This is a genomic window from Nitrospira sp. (assembly GCA_024998565.1).
Lineage (GTDB): Bacteria > Nitrospirota > Nitrospiria > Nitrospirales > Nitrospiraceae > Nitrospira_A.
This window is the reverse complement of sequence record JACOEM010000002.1, coordinates 590,196-605,992: the sequence shown is the minus strand read 5'-3', so window position 1 is coordinate 605,992 and position 15,797 is coordinate 590,196. Positions and strand designations below refer to the sequence as shown.

Annotated in this window: 17 protein-coding genes and 2 riboswitches; all 17 genes read right to left on the bottom strand. The window is 60.6% G+C overall.

Annotated elements, in window-relative coordinates; translation table 11 throughout:
• A partial coding sequence (locus H8K11_06465) for a cobyric acid synthase (GenBank protein MCS6263386.1) occupies positions 1–860 on the bottom strand: 860 nt, incomplete at its 3' end.
• 15 nt (positions 861–875) lie between these two features.
• Complete coding sequence (locus H8K11_06460; protein MCS6263385.1) at positions 876–1,604, bottom strand: adenosylcobinamide amidohydrolase; 729 nt, start codon at positions 1,602–1,604, stop codon at positions 876–878.
• Complete coding sequence (locus H8K11_06455) at positions 1,601–2,710, bottom strand: threonine-phosphate decarboxylase (protein MCS6263384.1); 1,110 nt, start codon at positions 2,708–2,710, stop codon at positions 1,601–1,603. Before H8K11_06455 ends, H8K11_06460 begins: the two co-directional genes overlap by 4 nt.
• A complete protein-coding gene (gene cobD / locus H8K11_06450) occupies positions 2,707–3,663 on the bottom strand; it encodes a cobalamin biosynthesis protein CobD (protein ID MCS6263383.1) in 957 nt (318 codons plus the stop codon). Before cobD ends, H8K11_06455 begins: the two co-directional genes overlap by 4 nt.
• Positions 3,660–4,466 (bottom strand): adenosylcobinamide-GDP ribazoletransferase, encoded by an 807-nt coding sequence (locus H8K11_06445; GenBank protein ID MCS6263382.1) that lies wholly within the window; start codon positions 4,464–4,466, stop codon positions 3,660–3,662. Before H8K11_06445 ends, cobD begins: the two co-directional genes overlap by 4 nt.
• Positions 4,467–4,548: 82 nt before the next feature.
• Positions 4,549–5,604 carry a nicotinate-nucleotide--dimethylbenzimidazole phosphoribosyltransferase gene (gene cobT, locus H8K11_06440; GenBank protein ID MCS6263381.1) on the bottom strand — a complete coding sequence of 352 codons (1,056 nt, stop codon included), beginning with the start codon at positions 5,602–5,604 and terminating at the stop codon, positions 4,549–4,551.
• Positions 5,605–5,620: 16 nt separating this feature from the next.
• Positions 5,621–6,157 carry a bifunctional adenosylcobinamide kinase/adenosylcobinamide-phosphate guanylyltransferase gene (gene cobU, locus H8K11_06435; GenBank protein ID MCS6263380.1) on the bottom strand — a complete coding sequence of 179 codons (537 nt, stop codon included), beginning with the start codon at positions 6,155–6,157 and terminating at the stop codon, positions 5,621–5,623.
• Positions 6,158–6,161: 4 nt separating this feature from the next.
• Positions 6,162–6,758, bottom strand: a complete 597-nt coding sequence (locus H8K11_06430; protein MCS6263379.1) for a cob(I)yrinic acid a,c-diamide adenosyltransferase — start codon at positions 6,756–6,758, stop codon at positions 6,162–6,164.
• The gene (gene bluB / locus H8K11_06425; GenBank protein MCS6263378.1) at positions 6,704–7,480 is read right to left on the bottom strand and encodes a 5,6-dimethylbenzimidazole synthase; all 777 of its coding nucleotides are present in this window, start codon (positions 7,478–7,480) and stop codon (positions 6,704–6,706) included. Before bluB ends, H8K11_06430 begins: the two co-directional genes overlap by 55 nt.
• Positions 7,470–7,673, bottom strand: coding sequence for a cysteine-rich CWC family protein (locus tag H8K11_06420; protein ID MCS6263377.1), 204 nt, complete (start codon positions 7,671–7,673; stop codon positions 7,470–7,472). The genes bluB and H8K11_06420 overlap by 11 nt, the downstream gene beginning before the upstream one ends.
• A gap of 8 nt (positions 7,674–7,681) precedes the next feature.
• Positions 7,682–8,281, bottom strand: coding sequence for a cob(I)yrinic acid a,c-diamide adenosyltransferase (gene cobO, locus H8K11_06415; GenBank protein ID MCS6263376.1), 600 nt, complete (start codon positions 8,279–8,281; stop codon positions 7,682–7,684).
• 1 nt (position 8,282) lies between these two features.
• Positions 8,283–9,680, bottom strand: a complete 1,398-nt coding sequence (locus H8K11_06410) for a cobyrinate a,c-diamide synthase (protein ID MCS6263375.1) — start codon at positions 9,678–9,680, stop codon at positions 8,283–8,285.
• A 24-nt stretch (positions 9,681–9,704) separates the two neighbouring features.
• The gene (locus H8K11_06405; protein MCS6263374.1) at positions 9,705–11,687 is read right to left on the bottom strand and encodes a TonB-dependent receptor; all 1,983 of its coding nucleotides are present in this window, start codon (positions 11,685–11,687) and stop codon (positions 9,705–9,707) included.
• A gap of 27 nt (positions 11,688–11,714) precedes the next feature.
• Positions 11,715–11,977: riboswitch (cobalamin riboswitch) on the bottom strand.
• 63 nt (positions 11,978–12,040) lie between these two features.
• Positions 12,041–12,937, bottom strand: coding sequence for an ABC transporter ATP-binding protein (locus H8K11_06400; GenBank protein MCS6263373.1), 897 nt, complete (start codon positions 12,935–12,937; stop codon positions 12,041–12,043).
• Positions 12,934–14,094 (bottom strand): iron ABC transporter permease, encoded by a 1,161-nt coding sequence (locus tag H8K11_06395; protein ID MCS6263372.1) that lies wholly within the window; start codon positions 14,092–14,094, stop codon positions 12,934–12,936. Before H8K11_06395 ends, H8K11_06400 begins: the two co-directional genes overlap by 4 nt.
• A complete protein-coding gene (locus tag H8K11_06390) occupies positions 14,091–15,113 on the bottom strand; it encodes a cobalamin-binding protein (protein MCS6263371.1) in 1,023 nt (340 codons plus the stop codon). The genes H8K11_06395 and H8K11_06390 overlap by 4 nt, the downstream gene beginning before the upstream one ends.
• A gap of 83 nt (positions 15,114–15,196) precedes the next feature.
• Positions 15,197–15,379, bottom strand: a riboswitch (cobalamin riboswitch).
• Between the two features lie 100 nt (positions 15,380–15,479).
• Positions 15,480–15,737 carry a SemiSWEET transporter gene (locus H8K11_06385; protein MCS6263370.1) on the bottom strand — a complete coding sequence of 86 codons (258 nt, stop codon included), beginning with the start codon at positions 15,735–15,737 and terminating at the stop codon, positions 15,480–15,482.
• Positions 15,738–15,797 lie beyond the last annotated feature (60 nt).

The following is a 15,797-nucleotide window of genomic DNA, read 5'->3' as shown; positions in this document are numbered from 1 at the left end:
AACGCCACATCCGGTTCACCGGCCAGCGCATTGAAATCGGTGAAGTTGCTCATGTGGGGCAGGAGGATCACCGCCAGGTTGATACAGTCACGCTGAAACGCGACCTGTCGTCGGATATCGACGTCCAGACTGTCCTCTTGATCGAGTGCCAGGTCGCGCAAAAACGGCAAGACACCCAGGACAGGAATCCCTGTTCGCTCCGTCAAAAAACGGATGCCATCGGCAAAGAGCGCCGCGTCTCCCCGGAACTTGTTGATGACGATCCCGCAGACCCGGTCACGCTCCTCCGGCGTGATGAGATCGAGCGTGCCGATAATCTGTGCGAACACGCCGCCGCGATCGATATCCCCGACCAACACCACCTTGGCGTCGGCCATCTCGACGACCGGCCAGTTCACCAGATCGCGATCTCGCAGATTGACCTCCGCTGCGCTACCGGCGCCTTCGATGACCATGACCTCATACTGCGAGGCGAGGCGGTTGTAACTGCGTTCCACCGCCCGAAACAATTCAGAGTCCCGGCTCCGAGCAAAATAGGCCCGGGCCTCGCGCGTGGCAAATACTTTTCCCTGCACGATGATCTGAGACCTGGAATCGGATTCCGGCTTGAGCAGAATGGGATTCATATCCACATGGGGGGGAATTCCACAGGCTTCGGCTTGCAAGACCTGAGCGCGCCCGATCTCTCCGCCTTCCGGCGTGACAAAGGAGTTCAACGACATATTCTGCGCCTTGAAGGGCGCGACGCGGAACCCGGCGCGGTACAACAGCCGGCAGAGCCCCGACGTGATCATGCTTTTCCCGACATCAGAGCCGGTCCCCAGAATCGCAATGGCTTTGGCACGAGAAGGATGAGGCATAGGAAATGAAGAACGTTACGTGCGATGTGTCGCCGCCCACTCTTTCGCGCGCGCCAGACCTTGCGTGAGGCACTCGGCGACGACCCGTCCGATCAAGGATCCGATCGTAGTATGGGTTCCGGCATAGTCCGACCGGGGACCGCTCCCCCGCAGGGCACAGGCGACAACCACGGCGTCCGTCCCCGTGCCGGTCGCGCCGGGACGACCGGTCCAACTGGGCACCGCATGGTCACGCAGCACTCCGGTCTTGCTCTCCGTCACCACCTGCACCGCACAGACCAGGGCCGGCACGGCGAGGCAGGCATTGGTGACCACCATCAGATTGATCGTCCCGGCTCGACGGACCATGCTGTCAGCTTCTTCTCGCGGCGGCGGCTCACCTGCCCGCACCGCGTTGGTGACACCCACGGTGGAAAAACACTCGACCCAGATCCCATCCTGCGCCTCACGGCACGTCACAACCTGTTTCATCGGAACTGCCGTCATCAGGCCGACACAATCAGGATCCACTCCCAAATCCACCGCGATTCGCTTGAGGTAACGGGCAGGATGTTCCCACTTCGAGTGAGTCGCCTGCCGAACAGGATTGGAGGGCACCTGATGATTCACTATGTAGCGCGTCGTTCGAAGCCCTCCCCCCCTTGGAGCGGACGACAACACCCGCATGCGGGTTCCCAGATCGAGGATGAGCGTGTCCTTGGCAATTCGGTAGCGAGTGGTGAAACCATCCGGCCACATCGTCATGCGCCACCCTTGTGAAGGAGAACCGACAGGGCTCGCAGGAGGCGATCATTGTCGGCCCTGGGACGCACTGCGACGCGCACCGAACGGTCATTCAATCCAGGCACTTGCGAACAATCCCTTATCAGGAGTCCCTGCCGGCGAAGCGCGGCCACCACGGCGGTCGCTTTCTGCCCGACCGGCACCTCTATCAGCAGAAAATTGGCGGCAGAGGGAAAGACCGTGCAACCGGGCAACCGGGTTAGTGCCTTCTGGACGCGGGTTCGCTCCCGCTCCATGAAACGAAGGCTTCGCCCGGCGTGTCGCACATCTTTCAAGGCGGCGACCGCGGTTTGCTGCGCCAACATGTTCACCGACCAGGGCGGCTGCTGCGCCGCGATTCTGGCAATCACAGCAGGCTTCGCCGTGGCATAGCCCACACGCAGTCCGGGCAATCCATAAAACTTGGTAAAGCTGCGCAGCACGACGGTCCGTGGGGGAAGAGGCTCTGACAAGATCGACGCATGATTCGCATATTCCGCAAAGGATTCATCCACGATACACCAGAGTCCCCGGCGAGCCACCAGACGCGCACACTTCCTTACCGCGGCAGCCTCGCAGGCCTGACCGGTCGGGCTATTGGGATTGCAGAGGAGTACTGCATCAATGGGATAGGCGCCGCTCGCAGACTGCCGCCCCTTCTGCAACGTTGCGAGGACCGACTCCAGCGGAGGACGATATCCGTCGGCACGATCCGCCATCAGCATGGTGCCCCGTCCCCCGGCGCGTGTCATCGCTTCAGCATATTCGGAGAAGGTCGGGCCGATCAGCAGGAGATGTCTGATCCCCAATGTCCTGGGAAGGAGATGGATCAACTCTGTCGATCCGTTGCCGACCAGAAACTCCTCACTCGGGCGTTTCCAATACGCGGCCAGCGCCTGCCGCAGTGCCCAACAAGTCGGGTCCGGATAATGACCGAGCAACACCTCGGCTGTCCGCAGGGTTCGCACTGCGGCGGGAGACGATCCCAAGGGATTGATGCTGGCACTGAAATCCAGGAGTCGATGGAGATCTCGTCCTAACTCACGGGCCGCCGCATACACATCCCCGCCATGACCGATGCGCGTCATGATACCCATAGGGAGAGCAGTGCAAAGAAGAGCCCCAGTCCGGCAGCGACCACCATAATGCGAGTGGCCTGATCGATGTGCCCGGGCGTCAACGCGGTGCCGGCATCACCGATCAATTCACCCTCGTGAGCTACACCGTCGTAATAATTCCGCCCGCCGAGTTGCACGCCCAATCCGCCGGCCATGGCCGCTTCCGGCATGCCGCTGTTCGGGCTGGGATGTTTGTCGCCATCCCGATGCAGGATGTACCAACTGTCCTGCACACGATGCCACTGAGCGGTCGCCAGCCCCGAAGCCAACGCGATGAAGCCGCCAGTCAGCCTGGCAGGCACCCAATTCATCAGATCGTCCAATCGGGCAGAGGCCCAGCCGAAATGTTCATACCGCTCATCGTGGTGTCCCACCATCGAGTCGAGCGTATTCACCGCCTTGTAGGCCAGCGCAAGCGGCGCGCCGCCAAGGGAGAGGTAGACGAGCGGCGCGATAATGCCGTCGGCGGTGCTTTCGGCGATCGTCTCCACCGTGGCGCGCACGATTTCCGGTTCCTCCAACGTGGCGCTGTCCCGGCCGACGATCCTGGCCACGGCCTCACGCGCTCCGGCAAGATTCCCCTGCTGCAGCTCACGACTGACTGCCTGGACATGATCGAAGAGGTCCCGGCCCGCCAGTGTGGTGTAAGCCAGGCCGATGCCGACCAGTTGTCCGAGTAGCGGAGAAAATGCAGCCGCCTGCGCAATCAGCCAAGTGGCTGCCGCATAGACCGCCGCCGGTAACCCCAGCGCGAGACAGGTCCCGGCGATTTGTAAGGATTGATCACTCCGGCAGAGTGTTCTGACCCGGTGATCGTACCAGGCAATGAGACTACCCATGACCCGCACCGGATGGGGCAACCAACGGGGATCTCCCGCCACGACATCCAGCGCCGCCGCCAACACCAACTCGCCGCCGGTCATCGCGCCATCACCAACACAGGGATCAACAAGAGGAAGAGAATTTCGATCAATTCATTCGTGGCGCCAAGCAGATCTCCCGTCACTCCGCCGAACCATGCCCGACAGCCCCGCCGCACAACGACCACCACCAAGGCTCCCAAGCCGATGGTCGCCGCTGCCGCAATCACTCCTAATCCGGCCATCAGCGCACAGGCCAACACGAGACTCGAAAGCAACACATGCTGCCAGGAGAGATGAGTCAAAAACGCGGCCGCTAGCCCGCCTTCGCTCCTGGCATAGGGAGACGCCCAGGCGACTGAGACCATCGCCCAACGACCCAGCGCCGGCATACAGAGCAGCACGGGAAGACGAACCGGTTGAGGGAGGGCGAGCAATCCGGCATACCGCAACAGCAGCGAGAGAAAGAGACCGGTCGCACCCAGTGCCCCGACGCTCGGATCGCGCATGATGCGCAGCCGATCGGCCGCGGTTCGCCCGCCGGCCAGTCCATCTAAAGTGTCCGCCAGCCCGTCTTGATGCAGCCCGCGTGTCATGAGCACCAGTAACACGATCAGCAAAACATTCACCACCTCGGCCGCCAAAAACAAGCGCAAGCCCTGGTCAGCCGCCGCGAGAAATCCGCCGATCAGAAGCCCGACCGTGGAGTACCAGGCCATCGACGTAGCCAACTCCGCGGACGACGGCTCATGGTGGCTCCGGCTGATCGGAATCGCCGTGAGGAAATGCCAAGCCAGGATGAACGGGCGGAAAACGTCATGCGTAAAATGTGAAACGCGAGAATCATCGCAACTCTTATGCTGCATGCGGGGCCCGGATTCTGCCGGATGCGAACGTGCCCTGTCTACGGTTCCCTCGCTTGGCATTTCACGCTTCACGTTTCACCTGTCACGCCTCACGTTGCGCGACACCCGCTTCTTCGAACGTCGCCATCTCGGTGAGAATCTTGATCGACGCCTGCACAAGGCTCATCCCGAGGCAGGCTCCAGTCCCTTCGCCTAAACGCAGATCGAGATCGAGCAGCGGCTTCAAGCGCAGATGCTCCAGAATCGCCTGATGACCACGTTCCACCGAACGGTGCGAGGCGATCAGATAGTCCCGGCAGAGCGGCTGCAACCCTACCGCGATCAACGCCGCAGCGCCGGCAATGAACCCATCCAACACCACAGGGACGCGTCCTGCCGCCGCACCCAGGATCAGCCCGGCCAAACCGGCAATCTCCAGACCGCCGACCTTCGCGAGCACATCGATGGCATCGGCCCGGTTCGGACGATGCCGGTCGAGCGCCTGCTCAATGACGCCAACTTTGCGGGCGTGACCCGCTTCATCGATGCCGGTTCCTCGACCCGTTACCTCAGTCACCGGCTGTCCAGTCATGACTGCTGTGATCGCTGCGCTCGGCGTCGTGTTGCCGATTCCCATCTCGCCGGTCCCGATCAGACCAACCCCTTCACGCGCGGCCTCCGTGGCCAACCCGATCCCGACCTGCAACGCTTGCACGGCCTGGTCACGACTCATGGCGGATTGCACCAGGAGATTGTTGGTTCCCTCCATCACCTTCTTGTGAATCAGGCCGGAGACCGACCCAAAGTCGTACGCGACCCCGATATCCACCACCCGCACCTCGACTCCGGCGTGACGCGCGAGCACATTCACGCCGGCGCCGCCACGCAGGAAATTCAGCACCATTTGCGGCGTGACTTCGCGCGGATAGGCACTCACCCCTTCAGTCGCCACACCATGGTCGGCCGCAAACGTAAACACGACTCCGCGCGGCACAGCCGGTTTCACTTCGCCCGTGATCGTGGCATAACGCACCGCGGTTTCTTCCAGCCGCCCCAGACTACCAAGGGGTTTGGTCAACCGGTCCAGGCGAGCTTGAGTCTGCGCTGCGATCGCCTGATCCACCGGTTGAATGCGTGTCAACACTTCCTGGAGCGTCATCGGGTCTTCTCCCCTGTCATTTGAGTTTGAGCGACTGGCCGCTGACGACAAAGTAGACTTCGTCGGCCGCTGCCGCGATCTGTTGGTTGACCCGACCGGCGACATCGCGAAACGCGCGCGCACTGCGACTCGTCGGTACCAGCCCGAAGCCCAATTCGTTGCTCACCAACACGACCCGCGCCTTGGTGCCGCGAATAGCCTGCAGCAATTCCTCCACACGAGGGACCATCTCCTGCCCGGCAATGCGACGCCCGCACACGTTGCTCAACCAGAGTGTGAGGCAATCCACCACGACGGTGCGATAGGCCTGTCCTTCCGTTCGAAACCAGGCAGCCAGGTCACGCGGCACCTCGGCGGTGATCCAGTCGGGGGGACGGGTCTCGCGGTGCCGCGCAATACGCGCCTTCATTTCATCGTCCAGCGCCTGCCCGGTCGCGACAAGGGCCTTCGGGCCTCGACGGCCCGCCCGATCGAGCGCTGCCTCACTTTTTCCCGAGGCGGCCCCGCCAAGCACCAGAATAAGATGGGATCCTGTGGCCGAGTGCTTCTTCATCGGTTTACTCGGCGGTTGCGCCGGATTCGCGTTGCCATAAGAATTCCGGTTCGCCTTGGGTCTTCGACACCCAGCGGGCCAGGACGAACAGCGCGTCGCTCAACCGGTTCAGATACTTATTGAGCTCGGCTGCCACCGGTTCCTCGCGGCTCAACCGGATACAGATTCGTTCCGCGCGGCGGCAGATCGTTCGCGCTTGATGGAGCGTCGCCGAGACCTTACCGCCACCGGGTAGAATGAACTCCTTCAGCGGGGCAAGCTCCTCCTGGCATCGATCGATCATCGCTTCGAGTTTCGTCACATCCTTGGCCGTCACCTCCGGCATGTTGGGAAAGGTCTGACCCGGCGCCGTGGCCAGAATACTTCCGACATCGAAGAGCTTGTTCTGCACCCAGCGCAAATCCGCCTCCAATTGCGTCGACGCGGCAGACCCGCTCCCGGCGTCGGCGTTCATCGCCCGCACCAATCCGACGGACGCATTCAACTCATCGACTGTGCCGTAGGCCTCGACCCGCAGACAGTCTTTCCAGACCTGTTGTCCGCCGGCTAGCCTCGTTTGGCCCGCGTCGCCCGTTCTTGTATAGACCTTGGTGATTCGCATCCCGGTAGTCTCTCCTTCCCTTCGACTCTCTTACCCCATGCCTCATAGTGCACCAAATCTTCCACAGAAAGCCTGGCTCGCCACCCGGCGGCCTCAAGGTCCGGCTTCTTCGCAAACTCCGACACATACCCGAGACAGAGGTAGGCCAGCACCTTGACCGACTTTGGAATACCCAACACGCGCTTCAGCGCCGCATGATTCAAGATACTGACCCACCCAACCCCGATACCTTCGGCGCGTGCCGCCAGCCAGAGATTCTGAATGGCACAACAGGTGCTGTAGAGATCTGTATCCCGCACGGTGGAACGGCCTAACACGTGCGGGCCGCCTCGTTGGCGGCTGCAGGTCACACAGAGATTGAGCGACGACTCTTCAATGCCTTCCAGTTTGAGCGTTCGATACAAATCCGCACGAGGTGTTTTGTACCGGAGCGCCGCAGCCGCATTCGTGTCCATAAACAGCTGCTTCACCGCGCGCTTCGTCTCATCTGTACGGACCACCACAAAGTCCCAGGGCTGCATGAAGCCCACCGATCCGGCATGGTGCGCGGCGTTCAGCAAACGTGCGAGCACCTCGTCGGGGATCGGTGTCGGCAGAAAGTTTCTGCGCACGTCCCGGCGCTCGAAAATAGCCCGATAGACCGCCTCACGCTCGGCGACCGAAAAGGATTCCTGAGAATCAACCGGCGAGCGCGTCGTCGGGTCCTGCGACTCACGTGCCATGGGTCTCACTCGGCAGGACTTCCGGTCCCAGTACGCCGTCCGCGACCAGTTGCAGGCAGGTAGGGCACAGGCAGTCTCGATACCGTGCCGCAATCCAATCCATCTGTGCTTCGGTAATACCGATCTTCCCGCACCAGCATTGATACCCGCCACATTCGAACGGCTGCCGACAATGCTCACAGGTTTTGGTCACCGGCCCTCTCAAAACTCCACCCCCGCTTGCGCCTTGATGCCGTTGCGGAACGGATGTTTCACCTGCTTCATCTCGGTCACGAGATCTGCGGCCTCGATCAATTCAGCCGGCGCCCCTCTGCCGGTGATGACGACATGTTGCATCGCCGGTCGCTGCTGCAAGCGCGGCAGAACTTCAGTCACCGCCACATAGCCATGGTGCAGCGCAATATTGAACTCATCCAGGATCACCATCGCATAGGACGGATCGCACATGAACTCGCAGGCCTTCGCCCAGGCCGCTTGCGCATGGCTCGTATCCCGCTCCCGATCCTGCGTCTCCCAGGTATACCCTTCGCCCATACGGAGGAACGTTACTTGATTGCTGAACGATTTCAGGATGCGCTCCTCTGCGGTGTCGATCGCGCCCTTGATGAATTGCACGACAGCCACCTTCATGCCGTGACCGAGGCAACGGAGGGCCATGCCGAGCGCGGCGGTCGTTTTTCCCTTTCCCGCGCCGGTGTAGACGATCAGCAACCCCTTCTCGTCCTGTGCCGCTTCGATCCGCCGATCCACGGAAGCCTTCAAGCGTTGCATCTTCGCCGTATAGTCGTCCTGTTCCGCCATCTCATCCTTTCGTTGCAGAGGCCTGCGCCCCGCGCAATCGACGGGCAGACCCCAGCAACTCGGCCACGATATCCGGATGGCTGCCGAAGTGCAGATGGCTATACAACGCGAGGGTATTCCCCCTCGTCAACCCGTCCTGTCCGACCGGCTGACCCGCCGCATCCGACAAGGTGCAGGCATAGTGCAGGTCGCCTCTTGGTTCCAGCATGGAATAATGAAACTCATGTCCTCGCATCGACGTGCCGGAGCGACCCAGGATACAGGGCTGAGTGACTGCCACTGTTCGATAACCCAACGTCATCCCGTTTTTCCGCATCACCGCATCCGCCGGAAATAACCCGACCATTTCATGTCGCCGGCCTTCCCCGTCACGAATGGCTTCCGTCAAATACATCAGCCCGCCACATTCGGCATACACAGCCCCACCACGCCGGGCAAATGTCTGCACGGCCGAACGCATGGACATATTGGCTGCTAATGTCTCGCCATACAGTTCGGGGTAGCCTCCGCCGAAATACAGCAGATCTGCGACCGGCAACTCGTCATCGTGCAAGGGCGAAAACCTTACGATCTCCGCGCCTGCCGATTCAAGTAACTCCAGATTATCCTGATAGTAAAAACAAAAGGCCGCATCGTAGGCCAGGCCGACTCGAACCGGTTGTTGCGTTGCCGCCGGCCTCGTGATCGGGAGATCTTCTCCCGGACATTCCCCGGCCGATCGAGCCATGGCCTCGACCCGATCCAAATCGATCGTCTGTGCAGCGGCTCTCGCCAATCGGTCATACAGATCGCCCTGCCCCTGCTCGATGGCAGTCCTCAGCCCGAGATGGCGATCCTGAATGGTCACCGAAGCATCGGGCTGCAGGTATCCCACGACAGTCAGGTCCGTTTCCGCCTCCACCGCCTCTCGCAACAATTGGTAGTGGCCCTCACTCCGCACGCGATTGAACAGCACTCCACGAACCTGTACGGCCGGGTCGAATTTCGCATACCCGGATACCATGGCTGCGGCCGATCTCGCCATGGCGCTCCCGTCGATGACCAGCAGCACCGGCGCGTTGAGCTGCTTCGCCAGTTCAGCCGTGCTGCCCTGCTCATGCACCGGTGAGCTGCCGTCAAACAGCCCCATCATGCCTTCGATGATCGACAGGTCCGCATCGGCCGAGGCGCGCGCGAAGATGGCACGGTTGGCGCTCTCCCCCAACATCCAGCCATCCAAATTTCGCGACGGACGCCCAATCACCGCTTGGTGATGGCCGGGATCGATGAAGTCCGGCCCGGCCTTGAACGGCTGCACCACCAGCCCCCTGGCCTTCAAGGCTGCCATGAGCGCCAGGGTGACCGTGGTTTTGCCGGCACCACTATGGGTGCCGGCGATGACGAGACGAGGACGTGACATTACAGTACGACGCTCATCTCTTCCTCACGACTTTCCGCCAAACGTGACCCGCACACCGCCAAAAATCGAGCGGATCGGTGTGCCGGCGCTGGCGACTTCTTCATACTTTTCATTAAACAAATTCTCAGCCCGGAGATAGGCCTGGAGCTGCTTCGTGACATCGTACGTGACTGCCAACGACCACACATCGAACGCCGGCAGCGACTGCCGATCCCCGGTGGTATTGTATCGAGAGCCCACGTACCGTCCGATCAGCGTGATCCAGAGCGGATCGATGGGTTGATAGCTGACCGAGGCACTCCACTGGTCGGTGGCCCAACGCGGTAGACGAGTCTGAGTGACCAAATCCCGAGTCATGGTGTTGGTATAATTCGCCTGCACCACAAGGCCCTTGAGGAACGGACGGTCGCTGGAATAGGTGTACGAGAGTCCAGCCTCCCAGCCCTTCGTCGAGGCTTCACCGATCTGCTGAGGGCAAAACCCGAACGTGCTGAACGGCGCGCAAAACGTCGGATCAAACGTAGTGGTGATGAGATTCCGGTAGCGGTTCCAGAAAAACCCTCCTGTGAACTTCAGCTGCTTCGAGAAGAAATACTGGTCGATCCCCACGTCCATACTTTGGCTTTTTTCTGTGCCCAATTGGGAATTGCCAAAATTGGGAAAATACAATTCGTTCATCGTGGGAGCCCGGAAGCCAGTGGAATAGCTGCCTCGGATTTTCGTGTCGGTTTCCTTGTGGAGATACCCGCCGGTCAGCCGATAGGTCGTCGCATCGCCGAACACGTTGTAACTGTCATGGCGAATGCCCGCGGTGGCGAACAGGCGATCCCACAGGTTGAATTGCGCCTGCGCGAATCCGGCATTGGAACTCAAAATCCGGTTGGTGAGTCCCGTATCATTCTCGCCCTGTTGTTCGCGAAATTGATACCCCGCACTCAACAACAACAGCTTCGTGATTTGGAAATTGTGCTGCCACTCCAACCGATTCGAGAGCACACGAATTTCATTGGGGGTGCCGAACGGCGTGCTGAATGCCCCGGTGATCAGACTGCGCTGCAACGTGCCTGGCAAAAACTGCGAGGCCTCCTGTGCACGCGCAAGGGTGAGCTTCTGGGACCACCAGCCGGTGAGCGGCTGTTCATAACTACCGCTGAACACATATTCCTGACTCCGATTTTTTGAGCCATAGACGTCGCTTGGAGAGGTCGCCGATACACTATCGAGTTGTACGTCGGAATTCATCCAGCGCATCGTGAAATCAAGACGGCCGTCCTTTGGAAGGTCTACACCGATTCGCCCTGATCCCTGCCAGTTACGATAGGAGTCTCGCTCGCTGGCGCCACGCCGATAATTGACGGCCGAAAAACTGGAGGTGTCCCAGCGGGACAGCGAGAAGCTGTAGTCGACCGCGCCCTGTTTCCCGGACACCGTGCCACCTTCACGCAGGGAGGCGAAGGATCCGTATTCCATAAAGCCTGCGGCGGAGAGCGGACCCTGGCCGCGCTTCGTCACGATGTTGATGACGCCCCCCATGGCGTCAGACCCCCATAACATACTCTGCGCCCCACGGAGAATTTCGACCCGCTCGATATTGTCGGTGGTCAAATTGGCGAAGTTATAACTTCCGAGGGTCCCGCTGTTGACGATGGCCCCGTCGATCAACACTAACGTCTGGCTCGAACTGCCCCCGCGAATTCTCGCGTTGACCTCAGTCCCCGGCCCTCCATTGGAGAACACTGCCAGTCCCTGAGCCAATCGAAGGGCATCAGCCACGTTTCTGATGTTTTGTTTTTTCATGTCCTGGGCGGTGATCACTTCCACCGCGCTGGTCACTTGGCTCACCGGCACCGGAGTTTTGGTGGCCGAGACCACGACCTCCTCGGCTTGCACCACGGGATCAGGCTCCAGAGGCTCCTCGGCGGATGCGACGGCCGTCCACACAGGTGGGGAACTTGCGGCACACAACAACACGAAATAGACAGACCATTCCCTGACAATACCCAACATACTGACACTCCCTTTCGCTCGAAGGGTTCAGTTACAAACCCGTCAGTTGGGTCTCCTGACTTGCGGCTCATCGTTGCTCTGCGCCTTCCCAGCTGAGCGTGAAACGTAAAACGACGTTCGTGAAACGGTCGGAGGGAACCTCCTGCGCTTCACGAGATACGATTCACGAACCACGCCACTCGCCAGTGGCTCAATGCAGAGTCACTCCCCGCTTACAGTGGCGGCACCGTGATGGTTTTGCACCATCTTCCCCGACGCTGACGGCGTCTTCCTGACACTCCGCTCTCCAATGATGACGCGCCCCTTCTCTTCACACGGGTGGGCCGGGCACGAACCCATCCCGCAACACTTGATCATCCCCTGAACGGCACAGCCTGCCTCGGCAAGGTAATCCTGGGCAGTCCCGACTCCGGATGCGGATCGATCAAGACCTCACAGCCATAGACCGCCCGCAATGCCTCCACCGACAACACCTCAGCCGGCGTGCCCATCGAATACATCGACCCTTCCTTCAGCATGACGATCCGGTCGCAATACTGGCTGGCCAGGTTCAAATCGTGCGACACGATGACGACGGTCAGGCCCTGCTCATCGGTCAAACGACGCAGCACCGAGCAGATCTCGAGTTGATGCTGAAGATCGAGAAAGGCGGTCGGCTCATCGAGCAAGAGGACCCGGGGCGTTTGGGCCAAGGCCCGGGCGATCATCGTACGTTGACGTTCACCGCCGGACAGGTCGGTCACCGCACGCGAAGCCAGATGGCCGATGTCCATCGTGGCCATGGCCTGAACAGCCGCCGCACAATCCTCCCGATCTTCCCAGCCGAACCCGAGACTCCACCTGGTCTGTCGGCGATGCGGATACCGTCCCATCAACACCGTTTCCGCCACCGTAAAGGAGAAAGCCGGCGGACTTTCCTGCGGGACGAACGCCACGGTCCGCGCCGTCTCCTCTCGTGAAAGGTCAGCCAGGTTTCTTCCGAAGAGCGAGAGGGTTCCCCGTTGAGGCACAGCAAGCTTGGCCAGGAGTTTCACGAGTGACGTCTTGCCCGACCCGTTGGGACCGACGATACCGAGTATTTCGCCTGCCTCGACGTACAGGCTCACATCGCTGAGGACCCACCGGCTTTCCCGCCCGGGCAACTTGCCATAGCAGAACGAGGCCCCCTGCACATCGTAGGCATGGTGCCGGTCCGAGTAGGCACCAGCCGCAACATCAGCCGTACACATCGGGTCTACAGGAAGCCTCATACGAGCCGATCCTTTCGCCAGACCAGCAGGTAGACAAAGAACGGGCCGCCCGCGAGGGCCGTGATGATTCCGACCGGGACTTCCGACGGCACGAAGAATGTCCGGGCCATGGTATCGGCCACCATCAAAAATATGCCGCCCACGAGCGCTGAAGCCGGCAGGAGCAATCGATGATCCGCCCCGATCACCAGGCGCACCGCGTGAGGAATGATCATCCCGATGAATCCGATCATGCCGCTGACAGACACCACGGCGCCGGTGAGCAGCGCCGACACCAGAAAGATCACCCGTTTGGCGCGTTCGGTATCGATTCCCAACGACCGTGCCGGCTCTTCACCCAAGGCCAGGATGTTCAGGACCCGCACCTGCTTGAAAAGCAGGAAGAGACCGGCCAACAGATAGACCGACAGCGCAGCCAACGCGGGATAGGCCGGGGCCGTGAGCGATCCCATGAGCCAGGCCATCATGCCGAAGGAACGATTCGGTTCCATAATCGAGGTGATGAACATGATCAGCGCCGAGAAAATTGCGTTCAGGATCACACCGGCCAGCAGCACGGAATGAATCGGAAGCCGGTCGTAGGTGGCCGCCATCCGATAGACCACCAGCAGGGCCACCAGTCCACCTAAAAACCCGCAGACCGGCAGGAGCGAAAATGCGAGGACCGTGGTCCCGATCCCGAACAGCACCGCGACAGCCACACCCAGCGCGGCTCCACTGGATACCCCGAGCACATAGGGATCGGCCAGAGGATTTCTGAGCAGGGCCTGCAGCGCCACACCGACCGACGCCAGGCAGACTCCCACCAGAAATCCCAGAAAGACTCGCGGCAGACGCACCTGCAGCAGGATGACGCTGGTCGTCTTGAGCACGTCGTTGTCGGTAGGCTGGTCGAGCAGCGCGGACGACAGCACGCTGATAAGTTTCCCGAGTCCGATGTACTGTGTCCCGAGTTGCAGACAGACGACAGCCAGGATCAGCGCGACGACCGACAAACTGCCCATGATGACGCACCAGCGCACCGGAGTCAGGATGGCCTCCTGAAACGGCCGTTCATGTCCGGTCATTGGAGCGGAACTGTGACGGCTCGTGGAAGGCAACGGGGGCGAGGTCAATGCTGGAGCAGGTGACGTGGAGTGGCCGACCGAAGGCATCATGGCTGGACCGGTACCGATTCGGGAGGAAAGGCCTCGGGGTGAATCACCCTCACGAGTTCTTCCAACCCTTCCATCACACGAGGCCCGGGACGATTGAGCGCATTGGCCGAAACCTCGCGCAACCGGTTCTGCTGCACAGCGGTCAGGGTCGTCCAGCGCCGCCACTCCTGCTGTTCGCGTCGAGGCACCGTTTCAACCGACCCCATTGGGAAGATCAGCACTTCGGGATCTTCTTTCAGGACCGTTTCCATGGTCAGCCGTGGATAGGGTGTTGCAGCTCCGGAGGCGATATTGGTTCCCCCGGCCAGGCCGATCATCTGGTGGATGTAACTGCCGGGACCGACCGTGATCAAGGGCTGGCTGTTGATCACATACAGCACGCGGATGCGCGGCAGGTGCTCGGTTCGACTGCTGATCTCGGCCATTCGACTCCGCATGGCCGCGGTCATGGCATGGGCTTCCGTCGAACGATCGAAAATGCGTCCCAGCGTGTGAATGTGCGAAAAAATGTTCTCCACCGAAGTGGCTTCCAGCAGGAGCACCGGAATCTTCAATTCCTCCAGCTTGGCCAACACATTCGCGCGGTGGAACTCCCGCGGCGCAATGATCAATTCCGGCCGGAGGGCCAAGAGGGATTCAAGATTGGGGTTGGCGTACCCGACCTTGGATTTAGCCTTGGCTGCTGCCGGGAAATCGCAAAACTCCGTGACCCCGACGATCTGTTCGTCCAGCCCCAACGCAAACAACATCTCCGTGATGCTCGGCGCCAATGACACGACCCGTGTGGGCGCCTTGGCGACATAGAGTTTTCTGCCCGCATCGTCGATGAAGGTGCGCGGGGTAATATTGGCCATGAACGGCATGCCCGTAAGGATGCCTTGCTGACGACGTTTCATCACCGTGTGATCTTCCTGGGTCTCTCCGAATGCGAAGGCAAGGCAGGCCAGCAGCACAGACGCGACCACGCCGATGCATGCGGCTGCGAACCGGCGACTGGAGACGATTCGAACGGCGCGCAAATAAAAAAATCCCCAGGGCCAACATGGAACCCTGAGGATTGCACCCGCAATATCATCCTCGCCTATTCCCCAGCCCACGAGGGAATAAAGGGTCTCCCTCAGGCAGGTCTTCTGGCTCATGGTTCATCCTACTCCCCGCGCCTTCCCACTCACCGAACGGTGAACAGTGGCGCCTGCGGGTTTCGTCCCCATTTACAGCGGCGGGACCGCGAGGGTTTTTCACCCTCTTCCCTTGACCCGAGGTGTCTTGAAAAGAGACAAACTTTAGGAGCGCATGACCGATCTTGTCAAGTTCAAACTTGCCGTCACGACGTTCGATGGAGCGGCATAGGATATTGAACTGCATACCCAGAGACCCTGCAGCCCCTACGAGCGATACCGGAGCTTCAGGATGAGAATCGCCAGGGTCAACACCAGGGTCACGACATTCGCCAGAATAATGGGCAAGGCGCCGAGCATAAGCCCGTAGATCAGCCAGAGAAAGACCCCGGTCACGAAGGTGAGCAACATTCCCAGCGACACATCCTGGGCGGAACGAGTGCGCCAGGTCTGTTGCAGCTGAGGAATGAACGCGATGGTGGTGAGGGTCCCTGCCAGCAATCCGATGAGCGTGACCTGATCCATATCTGCAACCTCAGTGGAGTGAGCGGCGCGAGCGGGAGAGGGCATCCTGGTAGGGAGAAT

What these genes read in the sequence shown, in the direction of transcription:
- H8K11_06430 (MCS6263379.1), bottom strand. Translation starts at nt 6,758, where the DNA reads ATGCGAATCACCAAGGTCTATACAAGAACGGGCGACGCGGGCCAAACG.
- H8K11_06385 (MCS6263370.1), bottom strand. Translation starts at nt 15,737, where the DNA reads ATGGATCAGGTCACGCTCATCGGATTGCTGGCAGGGACCCTCACCACC.
- H8K11_06445 (MCS6263382.1), bottom strand. Translation starts at nt 4,466, where the DNA reads ATGCAGCATAAGAGTTGCGATGATTCTCGCGTTTCACATTTTACGCAT.
- H8K11_06405 (MCS6263374.1), bottom strand. Translation starts at nt 11,687, where the DNA reads ATGTTGGGTATTGTCAGGGAATGGTCTGTCTATTTCGTGTTGTTGTGT.
- cobD (MCS6263383.1), bottom strand. Translation starts at nt 3,663, where the DNA reads ATGACCGGCGGCGAGTTGGTGTTGGCGGCGGCGCTGGATGTCGTGGCG.
- H8K11_06400 (MCS6263373.1), bottom strand. Translation starts at nt 12,937, where the DNA reads ATGAGGCTTCCTGTAGACCCGATGTGTACGGCTGATGTTGCGGCTGGT.
- bluB (MCS6263378.1), bottom strand. Translation starts at nt 7,480, where the DNA reads ATGGCACGTGAGTCGCAGGACCCGACGACGCGCTCGCCGGTTGATTCT.
- H8K11_06395 (MCS6263372.1), bottom strand. Translation starts at nt 14,094, where the DNA reads ATGATGCCTTCGGTCGGCCACTCCACGTCACCTGCTCCAGCATTGACC.
- H8K11_06460 (MCS6263385.1), bottom strand. Translation starts at nt 1,604, where the DNA reads ATGACGATGTGGCCGGATGGTTTCACCACTCGCTACCGAATTGCCAAG.
- cobT (MCS6263381.1), bottom strand. Translation starts at nt 5,604, where the DNA reads ATGACGCTCCAGGAAGTGTTGACACGCATTCAACCGGTGGATCAGGCG.
- H8K11_06455 (MCS6263384.1), bottom strand. Translation starts at nt 2,710, where the DNA reads ATGACGCGCATCGGTCATGGCGGGGATGTGTATGCGGCGGCCCGTGAG.
- cobO (MCS6263376.1), bottom strand. Translation starts at nt 8,281, where the DNA reads ATGGCGGAACAGGACGACTATACGGCGAAGATGCAACGCTTGAAGGCT.
- cobU (MCS6263380.1), bottom strand. Translation starts at nt 6,157, where the DNA reads ATGAAGAAGCACTCGGCCACAGGATCCCATCTTATTCTGGTGCTTGGC.
- H8K11_06410 (MCS6263375.1), bottom strand. Translation starts at nt 9,680, where the DNA reads ATGTCACGTCCTCGTCTCGTCATCGCCGGCACCCATAGTGGTGCCGGC.